A 12,537-nucleotide genomic window follows, 5' to 3' on the forward strand; every position below is an offset into this window, starting at 1 on the left:
GGCTCACATGCCCTTTTCGATGGTTTTGAGGCCGCCCATGTAGGGCTGCAACACGTCCGGCACGGCGATCGAGCCGCCCGCCTGCTGATAGGTTTCCATCACCGCGATCAGCGCGCGGCCGACCGCAGTGCCCGAGCCGTTCAGTGTGTGCACGAAGCGCGGCTTGCCGTCGGGGCCGCGATAGCGCGCATCCATACGCCGCGCCTGGAAATCACCGCACACCGAACACGACGAAATCTCGCGGTACATGCCGCTTTCGCCCTGCCCCGGCATCCAGACTTCGATGTCGTAGGTCTTCTGGGACGTGAAGCCCATGTCACCGGTGCACAGTGTCATCACGCGGTAGTGCAGATCGAGCTTGCGCAGCACTTCCTCGGCGCACGACAGCATGCGCTCGTGCTCGTCGCGGCTCGCGTCCGGCGTGGTGATCGAGACCAGTTCGACCTTGGTAAACTGATGCTGGCGGATCATGCCGCGGGTGTCGCGCCCTGCCGCACCGGCCTCGGCGCGGAAGCACGGCGTCAGCGCGGTCAACCGCAACGGCAGTTCTTTCTCGTCGAGGATGGATTCGCGCACCAGATTGGTGAGCGGCACCTCGGCGGTGGGAATGAGCCAATGACTCACGTCCGGTGGCAGATCATCGATCACCCGCATCTCGAACACGAACAAATCGTCGAGCTGTAGTTCGGCGGCGGGCTTGTTCAGCTCCCTGACCGCCATGTCCACAGCCTTGACCCGGATCTGCTGATAGATCTCCGCCTTGCTGACCGGCGGCGCGGTGCCGAACTGGTCGTCGCGAAACTTCGGCAATTGTCCGGTGCCGAACATGGCAGCATCTTTGACCAGCAGCGGCGGGTTGATTTCGGTGTAGCCGTGCTCGTTGGTGTGCAGGTCGAGCATGAACTGCCCGATCGCCCGTTCCAGCCGTGCCAGTCCCTTCTTGAGCACGACAAAGCGTGCCCCCGACAATTTGGCGGCGGCCGCGAAATCCATGAAGCCCAGCGTTTCACCGAGATCGACATGCTCCTTCGGCGCGAACGCATAGTTACGCTTCGCCCCGAAATGATGATGCGCGACATTGCCATGCTCGTCGGCGCCATCCGGCACCTCGTCGAACGGCAAATTCGGGATCGCAGCCAGCGTCTCGAACAGCTCGGCTTCGGCGGCTTTCGCAACGGCCTCGAGCTCCGGCAGCCTGGTCTTGAGTTCACCGACTTCCGCCATCAGCGCGCCAGCGCGAGCCTCGTCCTTCGCCTTCTTGGCGTCGCCGATCTCTTTCGAGGCGGCATTGCGCCGCGCCTGGGCGCGCTCGGATTCTGTGATCGCCGCGCGACGCCGGTCGTCGACCGCCAGCAGTGACGACGACAACGGCTCCAGTCCCCGCCGCTTCAAGGCGGCGTCGAAAGCCCCGGGATTGTCGCGGATCGATTTGATGTCGTGCATGGCTGAACTTGTCCTAACGAACGCATCTTACGGCAGGCGGGCATCCAGTACCCTGAACCGGCCCGGTTATAAACATGAAACACAACACAACGCCCCCGCGTTTGCCTCGCCGCGTTACCGGGGCCAGAATCAACGCAATTCTAGCAATTTAAGGGACTTCGGGTGCAGGCCGTCAGGCGGCCGGCGTCGTTCCGGACACATCCGCGGGCGGACTAGTGCCGTCGGCCGCCTTCTGCGCAGCTGCCTTTTTCTCGACGATGGCCACGGCGAAGATCGAGCCCTCGTAAAGAATCATCAGGGGAATGGCGAGCGACATCTGGCTGATGACATCCGGCGGGGTCAGCACCGCCGCAATCACGAAGGCCGCCACGATAAAATACCGGCGCTTCTCCCTGAGTTGCTTGGCCGTGAGGATGCCGATCCGGCCGAGCAGCGTCAGCACCACCGGCAGCTGGAAGGCGATGCCGAATGCGAAGATCAGCGACATCATCAGCGACAGGTATTCGCCGACCTTGGGCAACAGCGCGATCTGCGCGGTCTCTGCTCCGGCGGCCTGCTGCATGCCGAGCGAGAACCGCACCAGCATCGGCAGCACCACGAAATACACCAGCAGCGATCCCAGCACGAAAAAGAACGGGGTCGCGATCAGGTACGGCAGGAACGCCTGCTTCTCGTTGCGGTAAAGGCCGGGCGCGACGAACTTATAGATCTGGGTGGCGACGATCGGGAACGAGATGAAGCCTGCGCCGAACATCGCGAGCTTCAGCTGTGTGATGAAATACTCGAGCAGCGCGGTGTAGATGAATTTGGAATTCTCGGGACCCGCGATCCAAACAAACGGCCAGACCAGGATGTTGTAAATCTGCTTGGCAAAAAAGAAGCAGAACAGGAACGCAATACCGAACGCCAGCAGCGCCTTGATCAAGCGCGAGCGCAGCTCGATCAGATGCTCCATCAGTGGCGCCTTGGTGGCGTCGATATCATCCTGGCTCATGACGCTTTGCCGCTCTCGGGCAGATCGTGCGGCACCACCGGCGGGGCGATTTCGGAGGTCACTTCAGACGTGATCTGGGAGCTGATCTCGGACGGCTTGACCTCGGGCGCATGGGTCTCGGCTTCGATGAAGGTCTGCGGCGTCGGCGGCTCGGGGGTGGTCGGCGTCATCACCGGCTGGTCGATCTTGAGCGCGTCCTCGACGTCCTTGGTCACCGACGACAGGATGTTGCCGCTGGAAAAGCCCTTGGCGGCGTCGGCGACATCGTCGAAGGATTTCTTGAGGTCGGCCATTTCGGCCTCGCGCATGGCCTCGTTGAACTGGCCCTGGAAATCGGACGCCATCCGGCGCGCCTTGCCGATCCACTGACCGACCATGCGCAGCACACCGGGCAATTCCTTCGGGCCAATGGCGATCAGCGCGACAACGCCGATCACGACCATTTCACTCCACCCGATGTCGAACATGAAAAAATCCGCTCGCGCGGGCAAACCCGCGCCTTAAGCCACGAACGGCTGTGGTTTCGTCAAATCGCCTTGCTGCCAACGTCGGAACGTTGCGCGGGCTGCGACGACGCACTGTCGATGGTCTTGACCGGCTCGGACTTGGTGTCCACCACGTCGTCGTCCTTCATGCCCTTCTTGAAGGCCTTGATGCCCTGCGCGACGTCACCCATCAGGTCCGAAATCTTGCCACGGCCGAACAGCAGCAGGACCACTCCGATCACTACGATCCAGTGCCAGATACCAAACGAACCCATCCTGCTAACCTCCACAGAATGAGCATTTCCTCGCGGAAACACCCACCTTGATAATGATCTGCGCGCACTTTCAATCGCAGAGCCGGGTACCGGCCGCTGCTGACTGCGCGTGGCCGGCATAGCCGGCCCGTCCTTCCCGGAAACTAGGCGCGGGAGTTGTCAAAAACAAGGACTTAACGCACGTGCGCGACGCCGTGAAGCGACGCATTGCGTGCAGCGTTAATCCATGTCAGCCACCCGGCCCGTCCACGATGGGACCGTTCCGGCCGGGGAACACGACCTCACTCCTCGCCGGGCTTCTCGGGCTCGACCGCCGGCGCCAGCGACAAATCGAGATCGCCGGGCTCCAGCGGATCCTCGTCCTCGCGCAATGCCGGGTCGTCCGAGGGTGCCGGGACGCTAAATCCGGACGGAAGCCGGGAATCCAAGAGCCCCGTGCCCTTCAATTCCTCCAGGCCCGGCAGATCGCCCAGCGCTTCCAGGCTGAACTGCGACAGGAAGGTTTCCGTGGTGCCGAAGGTCAGCGGGCGGCCCGGCGTCTTGCGACGGCCGCGCGGACGGATCCAGCCGGTCTCCAGCAGCACGTCCAGCGTGCCCTTGGAGGTGACCACGCCGCGAATGTCTTCGATTTCGGCCCGGGTCACAGGTTGGTGATAGGCGATGATCGCCAGCACCTCGATGGCCGCGCGCGACAGGCGGCGGGTCTCGGTGCTCTCGCGGGTCATCAGCCACGACAGGTCGTTGGCGGTGCGGAAGCTCCATTTGGTGCCGATGCGGACCAGATTGACGCCGCGCAGCGCGTAGTCGGCCTGCAGCTGCGCCAGCGCCTCCTTGACATTGACCCCGTCGGGCATGCGCTTGCCCAGCGCCGCCTGGTCCAGCGGTTCGTTTGAAGCAAACAGCAGCGCTTCGAGCAGCCGCAGTTCTTCGGGGCGCGCAGCCACCTTTTCCGATGCTTCAGCCGATGCATCCTCGGCCTGCGGGGCTTCCGCAGTCGAGTCCTCCGGAGATGACGATTTGTTCGCCGCAGCCTCCGTCTCGGGCGCCTCGGCGTCGAATGCAACCGGCTCCAGAACTTCGGACACGGAGACGTCAGCCTCGGAGACCTCGACCTCGCCCTCAGCTGCCTCAGGTTCGGGGACCTCAAGCTCGGAAGCCTCGAGCTCCGACGCCTCGACAAGCTCTGCAGCCGGCTCTTCCAAGGAGGCCTCTTCCGACGCCTCTACGGACGACAGCTCGATGAGTTCGGCGCTGACCATCTCTTCGGACGCAGCCTCTTCGGCCGCCGCCTCTTCGGTCACGGTTTCGGCTTCGAAGGAGGCCGTCTGTTCGGACGCTTCGGACAATTCAGATTCGGAATTCGGAACCTCGGCGAGCGCGACCTCGACGGAGGACGTCTCGACGGCGGCGATTTCGGAAGACTCCTCGTCGATCTCGACGACGCGCTTTCGTGCCAGACGTGGCATGGCTCGGTCTCCTTCTTCCACTTAGTCTGCCGGCATGTCCGGCGCCGACATTGCTTCGGCGGCCGGCTGAGCCTGGCGCTTGCGAAAATAAATCGGGGCGAATGCGGCTTTCTGGTTCAATTCGACCTCGCCCTCGCGCACCAGTTCGAGCGCCGCCGCAAAGCTGGACGCGAACACCGTGGCGCGCTGCGAGGGATCGAGGACGTAATTCATCAGATACTCGTCGAGCGAGCTCCACTCCTCGGCGATGCCGACCAGGCGCTCCAGCGAGGCCCGCGCCTCGGCCAGCGACCACACCGTGCGTTTGGCGAGATGGACCGAGGCCAGCACCCGTTGCTGACGCTGGGTTGAATAGGCGCTGAGCAGGTCGAACAGGGTGGCGGTGAATTTCGGATGTTTGATTTCGGCGATCTGCTCGGGCGCACCGCGCGGGAAGATGTCGCGCATCAACTGCGGCCGGGTCATCAGCTGGTTCGACGCCTCGCGGATCGCCTCCAGCCGACGCAGCCGGTTGGCGAGCGCGGTGGCCATTTCCTCGGCGGACGGGCCGTCGGCGGTGGCGGGCTCGGGCAGCAGCAGGCGCGATTTGAGGAACGCCAGCCACGCCGCCATCACCAGATAGTCGGCGGCAAGTTCCAGCCGGATCTTTCGCGCAGCCTCGATGAAAACCAGATACTGGTCGGCAAGCGCCAGGATCGAGATCTTGCCGAGGTCGACCTTCTGCTGCCGCGCGAGCGCCAGCAGCAGGTCGAGCGGGCCTTCATAACCCTCGACGTCGACCACCAGGGCCGGTTCGTCGTCGACCGGCGGCGCCGGGGCCGGCAGGCCGGTTTCGAATGAAAGGATCTCTGCGCTCATACGGTCAAACTTCCGGCACGTGCCACGAGGTCGTCCAATTCCTTGCGCCCGGCGATGCGGTCGAACGGCTGCGCCGGCTTGCGTGCCGCCTTGGCCTGGGCGGCCTTAGCCGCCGCGGTCTGCACCAGAAGTGGGGTCTCGGAGACCACCGCGCGCATCTCGTTCATATCGCCGTTGCAGTGCAGGACCATGTCGCACCCCGCGGCAAACGCAGCGCGCGTGCGCTCGGCAATGGTCCCCGCCAGCGCGTTCATGGAAACGTCATCACTCATCAACAAACCCTGGAACCCGATCGCGCCGCGAATCACCTGCTTGATCATTGTCGCAGAAGTCGTTGCCGGTTGGGCGGAATCGAGATCGCTAAACACAACATGTGCAGTCATGGCCATGGGCAGATCGGCGAGCGGCCGGAACGCGGCGAAGTCGGTCCGCTCCAGCTCGGCCGCAGCCGTATCCACCACCGGCAGCCGGTGATGGGAGTCCGCCGTGGCCCGGCCATGCCCGGGAATATGCTTGAGCACCGGCAGCACGCCGCCATGGGCCAGGCCCTCGGTCACGGCGCGGCCGATGGCGGCGACCTTGTCCGGCGTGGTTCCATAGGCGCGGTTGCCGATCACGGCGTCCGCCCCCTCCACCGGCACATCGGCCAGCGGCAGGCAGTCGACGGTAATGCCGAGATCCGCCAGATCGGCGGCAATGAGCCGGCTGGAAAGCCAGGCCGCGCGCAGGCCAGCCTGCGAATCACTGTCGTAGAGCGCGCTGAACACGGCGCCTGGCGGGTACACCGGCCAGTGCGGCGGGCCCAGCCGCTGCACCCGGCCGCCCTCCTGATCGATCAGCACCGGGGCGTCGGGATCGCCGACGCTATCGCGCAGTTGCCGCACCAATTCAGAGACTTGCGGGGGATTATCAACGTTGCGCTTGAACAGAATGAAGCCCCAGGGCTTCTGTTCACGCAAAAAAGCGCACTCGTCCTCAGTGAGGACGAGCCCGGAAACACCCGTGATGAAAGCGCGCGTGGTCATGCATTGGGCGATAGCCCGCACCACCGCGGAGCGTCAAGGAAACGGCGATTAATTCCTTTGGACGACGCACTGTCCGCCGGCGGTTTTCAGGCTGCCGCAGAACTGGGAGGCCTCGTCCGGTGAGGTGAACGGCCCCACCATGGCGCGGTAGTAGATGCCCTTGTCGCCGAGATCAGCCCGCTTGATCAGCGGTGTGCGCGACCCCAGCACACTCGGGAACTTGCCTTGCAAGGCGCGATAGGACGCCTGGGCATCCGCCTCGCTGCGCTGGGACGAAATCTGCACGACATAACCACCGCCGGTCGAGGCCAGCGCCGCGGCGGCCGGCGCATTGGATGCGGTGCGGGTCTGCGCCGGCGACCCCTGGGGTGACAACGACATCGGCGCATTGGCCGGTGGCGTGGTCGCGGTGGTGACGGGCGCCGGGGCACGGGCAGCGGGCGGTGGAGCCGCCGCCGCGGGCGCGCGCGCCGTCGGTGCCGCATTGGCCTCGTCGGGCCGGATCCTGAGGGTGGAGACCCGGCGCGGCTCGTCGCCACCGAGGTTGCCGCTGGCGGCGCCGTTGGTGACCTGGCGGGTGGCGGGCATCACCGGAGTGGCGACACCGCCGGGGTTCGGGCTCGGATTCTGGGTCAGCGGCGGAAACACCACGCGCGGGCTCGTCTTCACGGTGTTCGGGTCAACCGGCTGCTCCTCGCGCGACACGATCCGTTCGGCACCCGGGCCGGTCGCGACACGATCCTGGATCGGTTTGCTTGAACTGTCGGCGGTCTGCGGCACCACTTTGTTGGGTCCCGGATCGGCCTTGATGATCGGCGCCTCGCCGCTGCGCGGCGATCCAGTCCAGCTGCGATAGCCGTAGGCCGCCGCGGTGCCGACCACCGCGAGCGCCGCGACCACGACCACCGTCATCATGCCGCCGCGCTTCGGCTTGGCCCGTTCGGCGGCCTCTTCCTCATAGCCCTGCTGCGCATAGGCATCTTCGGGATAGACCGCGTGCTGATCATAGGGCTGCCCGTCATCGGCGACGCCATAAAGCGCATCGTCATAACGCGACGGATCGGCCTGCTGGCCATGCCCTGCATGCGGCTGGGCGTACGCGGCCTCGTGCTGCGGCTCATCGTACTGCGGTTCTTGGTAACGAGGGTCCTGGTAGTGCGGATCGTGCGGCGCCGTCGGATAGGCATCGACGGGCGATGGCGCACTGAATGACGGCTCACGGTAGGATTGATCGCGGGACAACTGATCGCGAGACGCCGGCTCACGTTGGGCGGGTTCACGGAATGACGGCTCGCGATAGCTCTGCGCGCCGGATGTGCGTTCACTGTAGGATTTGGTCGCTTGCACTGGGTCCTCGTAACTCTGCGGCGCGTCGCGTTGCGCGACACGCTGCATCCATGATGGCCGGGTCGGTGTGACGTCGAGCGGCGCGTCGTCATCCGATGTTTCGTGGTCCGACCTATCCTGGGCCGAGGTGGTGTCGTCCGGCTCGTCGTGGCCGGCCGCATATTGATCCGACGCATACGGGTCGGATGCATGTTGATCTGAGTCGTATTGATTTTGCGTATCGCTGATGTCGGCACGACGCGACGCTGGTACAGCCGGCGCCTCGCGCCCGGCACGCCCGAGATTGGCAAATGGATCGGTCTGCCCGATCAGCCGCGCGAGCTCCGCCAGCGGATCGCTGTCACCCTGCGATGCATTGGGCGCGCGGTCATCCTCCGCGCGATAAGGTCGCCCCAAATTACGATCCAAGTTACGATCTGAGTATCGATCCGCCATTGTGACGCTGCGTTCCCTTCGGGAAAACCACCGATCGCCCTCCGGGCATCGGATCCTGGATCCCAAGCTCCCGAAACCTAGAGGCGGCGGCCGCTGACCGCCATCACAGTCCCCGTGTGACCGGCGTATCCCCCTTCGCTTATCGCATCTCGTTTGGAGCATGGACGCCGAGTACGGCGAGACCGGATGCCAGAACCGAGACGACTCCCTGAACCAGGGTCAATCGTGCGAGTGTGATTTCTGCATCATTAGTTATAATGAAGCGTAAATGAGGCATATCGCGCCCCTTGGTCCAAAGCGCGTGAAATTCGCTCGCCAGATCATACAGGTAAAATGCGATTCGGTGTGGCTCATGGGCCAGCGCCGCCCCCTCCACGATGCGCGGGAAGAGCGCCAGCCGCCGCATCAGGCTGAGTTCGGCAGCATCATCCAACCGCCCGAGATTGGCCCCGCGCAACACATTGTGTAGCGCTGCCGCATCTTCCGGCAGATCGGGATAGGCCTCGCGCGCATTGCGGAAGATCGAGTGGCCGCGGGCGTGGCCGTACTGGACGTAGAACACCGCATTGTCCTTGGACTGCTCGATCACCTTCGCAAGGTCGAAATCGAGCACCGCGTCGTTCTTGCGGAACAGCATCATGAAACGCACCGCATCGGAGCCGACCTCGTCGACCACCTCGCGCAGGGTAACGAAGTCGCCGGAGCGCTTCGACATCTTCACCGGCTCGCCATTGCGCAGCAGTTTCACCAGCTGGACAATCTTGACGTCCAGCGTCCCCTTGCCGCCGGTGATCGCCGCGATCGCCGCCTGCACCCGCTTGATGTAGCCGCCGTGATCGGCGCCCCAGACGTCGACCATGGTGAGGAAGCCGCGGTCGAACTTGGTCTTGTGGTAGGCGATGTCGGAGGCGAAATACGTGTAGCCGCCGTCGGACTTCAGCAGCGGACGATCGACGTCGTCACCGAATTCCGTCGATTTGAACAGCGTCTGCTCGCGGTCTTCCCAGTCCTCGTCGACCGCGCCTTTCGGCCGCGGCAGCCGGCCCTGATAGACAAAGCCGCGCTTGCGCAGATCGTCGATCGCGGCCGCCACCTCGTTGCCGTTGCCGGACTGCAGCGAGCGCTCGGAGAAGAACACCTCATGCTTGATATTGAGGGCGGAGAGATCGTCCCGGATCATCTCCATCATCATCGCGATGGCCCTGGTCCGCACCACCGGCAGCCATGTCGCCTCGTCCTGGCTCAGCAGCTTTTCGCCGTGTTCCCTGGCCAGCGCCTCACCGACGGGTTTGAGGTAATCGCCGGGATAAAGCCCTTCCGGAATGTCGCCAATAACCTGCCCCAGCGCCTCGCGGTACCGCAGGAACGCCGAGCGTGCCAGCACGTCGACCTGGGCGCCGGCGTCGTTGATGTAATACTCACGGGTGACCGCATAGCCGGCGAAATCCAGCAGGCTCGCCAGCGCATCGCCGAACACGGCACCGCGGCAATGGCCGACATGCATGGGACCGGTCGGGTTGGCCGAGACGTACTCGACGTTGATCTTTTCGCCGGCGCCGATGCGGCTGCGGCCGTAAGTCGAGCCGGCCTCGATCACCGCGCGCAGCGCATCAGTCCAGGCGGTGGGTTTCAGGGTCAGATTGATGAAGCCGGGGCCCGCGACTTCCACGGCCTCGACGAGATCGTCGGCACGCAGCTTCTCGGCGATCTTGTCGGCGAGGTCGCGCGGCTTCGCTTTGGCCTCCTTGGCCAGCACCATCGCCGCGTTGGTCGCCATGTCGCCGTGGGTGGCGTCCTTCGGCGGCTCCACCACCACGCGCGACAGATCGAGGCCCGCAGGCAGCGCGCCCTCAGCGGCCAGCGCGCCGCAGATCGCATGCACGCGCGCCAGCACGTCGGCGAAGATGTGGGTGGATTGGGGCGACGAATTGGCCATGATTTTCAAGGGTCCAAAGCAACGACAAGCAGATGTCCGGCCTAGTACATCGTCAGAGAGGATTTGACGAGTTGGGATTTGACGAGTTGGTTCGTGCGCCTCTTCTCCTTCTCCCCGCTTGCGGGGAGAAGGTCGGGATGAGGGGCTCTTTCGAGGCGCTCCATCCGCGGAGACGCCCCCTCACCCGACGCCTTCGCTACGCTCGGCGTCGACCTCTCCCCGCAAGCGGGGCGAGGTGATCCGGATCCAATTCGTCGGCAGTACCAGACTGGCCTTAAGTCCGCGCCGCCTAACGCAAATCCGGGGTCGAGTCAAAGAGACGGGCGTGTTCGACCATGGCGAAGCGGTCGGTCATGCCGGCGATGAAATCGCCGATGCGGCGGGCGCGATCGCCCTCCCCGACATGGCCTTCGAAGGCGGCCCATTCCGGCGGCAGATCCCGGGGCGTGCGCCGGTAGCGGGCGAACAGCTCGCAGACAATATCCTCGGCGTCGCCCATGATGCGCATGACGCGGGCGTGGCGGTACATGTGCTCGTAGAGGAAGCTCTTGATCGCCGCCTCGGCCGCGGTGGCAGCAGAGTCGAACGCCACCAGGGATTGCTGCTGCTGCCGGACGTCCGCAGCAGACGCCGGCTTCGTGGCCTCCAGGCGGCGGCGGGTTTCCGACACCACCGCCTCGATCAAATAGGAAATCAGCTCGCGCACCAGCTCCGCGCCAAGCCGCACCTCGTCCAGCGACGGATAACGCTGCCGGATCTGCGCGATCATGCCTGCCGTCAGTGGAATGTCCCTTAGGTCGTCGATCACGAACAGCCCCGCCCGCAGGCCGTCGTCGATGTCATGGGCGTTATAGGCGATATCATCGGCGACAGCGGCGATCTGGGCCTCCAGCGAGGCGAAACTCCAGAGTTCGAGATCGTGGCCGGCGACATAACTGGCAATGTCAGGCGGAATGCCCTGGTCGTGATAGCGCCGGGCCGGCCGGCCGTCGCGATCCGACAGCGGGCCGTTGTGCTTGACGATGCCTTCGAGCGACTCCCAGGTCAGGTTCAGTCCGTCGAACTGGGGATAGCGATGCTCGAGCTGGGTCACCACCCGCAGCGCCTGGGCATTGTGGTCAAAGCCGCCATGGTTTTCGAGGCAGGCATCGAGCGCCCGCTCCCCGGCATGGCCGAACGGCGGGTGGCCCAGGTCATGGGCCAGCGCCAGGGTTTCGGTCAGGTCTTCGTCCACGCCGAGCTGGCGCGCCAGGGCGCGGGCGATCTGGGCCACTTCCAAAGAGTGGGTCAGCCGGGTGCGGAAATGATCGCCCTCATGGAACACGAACACCTGGGTCTTGTGTTTCAGGCGGCGGAAGGCGGTGGAATGGATCACACGGTCGCAATCCCGCCGGAATGGGCTGCGGGTGCGGCTTGGCGGCTCGGCATGCAGCCGCCCCCGGCTCTGGTCCGGGTCGCAGGCATAAGCCGCGCGGGGAGCAGCCATTCCAACGGACACCGGTTTTTACCCTCCAAGCATTTGATTCCGGGACGTTCCGCACTTAACTATGACTGGTGGAAGATTCAAACCTTGCCTTAAATTAGCATTAACCCTGCGAGTCCCCCCAAGGGGATGACGGAGCACATGACATGACCGCCAACGTGACCATTTCCGAGCGGGCGGCGAAACGAATTGGAGAGATCCTGAAGTCCGAGGGCGCCGGTGCCATGCTCCGCATCAGCGTCGAGGGCGGCGGCTGCTCCGGCTTCCAGTACAAGTTCGACGTCGCTCGCGAAAAAGCCGACGACGACCTCACCATCACCCGCGACAGCGCCGTGGTGCTGGTCGACCCCACCTCGGTGCCGTTCCTGGCGGGATCGGAAGTCGACTTCGTCGACGATCTGATCGGGGCGTCGTTCCGGGTCAATAATCCGCAGGCGACGGCGTCGTGCGGGTGCGGGACGAGTTTTTCGATTTAGGTTTTGGTCGCCCAACTCATAAAACCAAGACAGCCGCAATGATCCGTGTCGATCTGGGCCAACAGCTCGAAGGCTATGTGAACGAATTGGTCGCATCCGGTCGCAATGGCTCCAAAAGCGAGGAGCTGCGCGAGGGCGTGCGGCTCGTGCAGGCGCGCGAACTGCGCTTGGCCTCCCTCGATGCTTCGCTGAAGCGAGGGATAGACGATGCCGATAAGGGCCGGGTCAGGCCTGCGTCAGACGTCTTTGGCCGCCTTGAAGCCAAGTATCGTGCCGCTGCAAAAGCTGGATTCTCGCGACCACCATTTTGATAT

Annotated in this window: 12 protein-coding genes; 2 read left to right on the forward strand and 10 right to left on the reverse strand. The window is 64.4% G+C overall.

Features of this window, described 5'->3' with window-relative positions; all coding sequences use genetic code 11:
• Nucleotides 1-3: 3 nt before the first annotated feature.
• From serS to RS897_RS33060, 10 genes are all read right to left on the reverse strand, one after another.
• Entirely contained in the window at nt 4-1,443 is a 1,440-nt protein-coding gene (gene serS, locus RS897_RS33015) for a serine--tRNA ligase (RefSeq protein ID WP_315832867.1), read from the reverse strand.
• 172 nt (nt 1,444-1,615) lie between these two features.
• Complete coding sequence (gene tatC / locus RS897_RS33020) at nt 1,616-2,437, reverse strand: twin-arginine translocase subunit TatC (RefSeq protein ID WP_315832868.1); 822 nt, start codon at nt 2,435-2,437, stop codon at nt 1,616-1,618.
• The gene (gene tatB, locus RS897_RS33025; protein ID WP_315832869.1) at nt 2,434-2,904 is read right to left on the reverse strand and encodes a Sec-independent protein translocase protein TatB; all 471 of its coding nucleotides are present in this window, start codon (nt 2,902-2,904) and stop codon (nt 2,434-2,436) included. The genes tatC and tatB overlap by 4 nt, the downstream gene beginning before the upstream one ends.
• 59 nt (nt 2,905-2,963) lie before the next feature.
• Nucleotides 2,964-3,197: a twin-arginine translocase TatA/TatE family subunit gene (locus RS897_RS33030; protein ID WP_315832870.1), complete on the reverse strand. Its 234-nt coding sequence runs from the start codon at nt 3,195-3,197 to the stop codon at nt 2,964-2,966.
• Between the two features lie 281 nt (nt 3,198-3,478).
• A complete protein-coding gene (scpB, locus tag RS897_RS33035) occupies nt 3,479-4,141 on the reverse strand; it encodes an SMC-Scp complex subunit ScpB (RefSeq protein WP_315838822.1) in 663 nt (220 codons plus the stop codon).
• 543 nt (nt 4,142-4,684) lie between these two features.
• Nucleotides 4,685-5,521 carry a segregation and condensation protein A gene (locus RS897_RS33040; RefSeq protein WP_315832871.1) on the reverse strand — a complete coding sequence of 279 codons (837 nt, stop codon included), beginning with the start codon at nt 5,519-5,521 and terminating at the stop codon, nt 4,685-4,687.
• Nucleotides 5,518-6,546: a beta-N-acetylhexosaminidase gene (nagZ, locus tag RS897_RS33045; RefSeq protein WP_315832872.1), complete on the reverse strand. Its 1,029-nt coding sequence runs from the start codon at nt 6,544-6,546 to the stop codon at nt 5,518-5,520. Before nagZ ends, RS897_RS33040 begins: the two co-directional genes overlap by 4 nt.
• Nucleotides 6,547-6,594: 48 nt before the next feature.
• Entirely contained in the window at nt 6,595-8,301 is a 1,707-nt protein-coding gene (locus RS897_RS33050; protein ID WP_315832873.1) for an SPOR domain-containing protein, read from the reverse strand.
• Nucleotides 8,302-8,467: 166 nt separating this feature from the next.
• Nucleotides 8,468-10,264: an arginine--tRNA ligase gene (argS, locus tag RS897_RS33055; RefSeq protein WP_315832874.1), complete on the reverse strand. Its 1,797-nt coding sequence runs from the start codon at nt 10,262-10,264 to the stop codon at nt 8,468-8,470.
• Between the two features lie 289 nt (nt 10,265-10,553).
• On the reverse strand, nt 10,554-11,762 hold the full coding sequence (locus RS897_RS33060) for a deoxyguanosinetriphosphate triphosphohydrolase (RefSeq protein ID WP_315832875.1): 1,209 nt from the start codon (nt 11,760-11,762) through the stop codon (nt 10,554-10,556).
• A 131-nt stretch (nt 11,763-11,893) separates the two neighbouring features.
• Here RS897_RS33060 and erpA point away from each other — a divergent pair, with 131 nt between their 5' ends.
• Complete coding sequence (erpA, locus tag RS897_RS33065; RefSeq protein ID WP_315832876.1) at nt 11,894-12,223, forward strand: iron-sulfur cluster insertion protein ErpA; 330 nt, start codon at nt 11,894-11,896, stop codon at nt 12,221-12,223.
• A 38-nt stretch (nt 12,224-12,261) separates the two neighbouring features.
• Nucleotides 12,262-12,534 carry a type II toxin-antitoxin system ParD family antitoxin gene (locus RS897_RS33070; RefSeq protein ID WP_315832877.1) on the forward strand — a complete coding sequence of 91 codons (273 nt, stop codon included), beginning with the start codon at nt 12,262-12,264 and terminating at the stop codon, nt 12,532-12,534.
• Nucleotides 12,535-12,537 lie beyond the last annotated feature (3 nt).

This window comes from Bradyrhizobium prioriisuperbiae (assembly GCF_032397745.1).
In the GTDB taxonomy this organism is placed as follows: domain Bacteria; phylum Pseudomonadota; class Alphaproteobacteria; order Rhizobiales; family Xanthobacteraceae; genus Bradyrhizobium_A; species Bradyrhizobium_A prioriisuperbiae.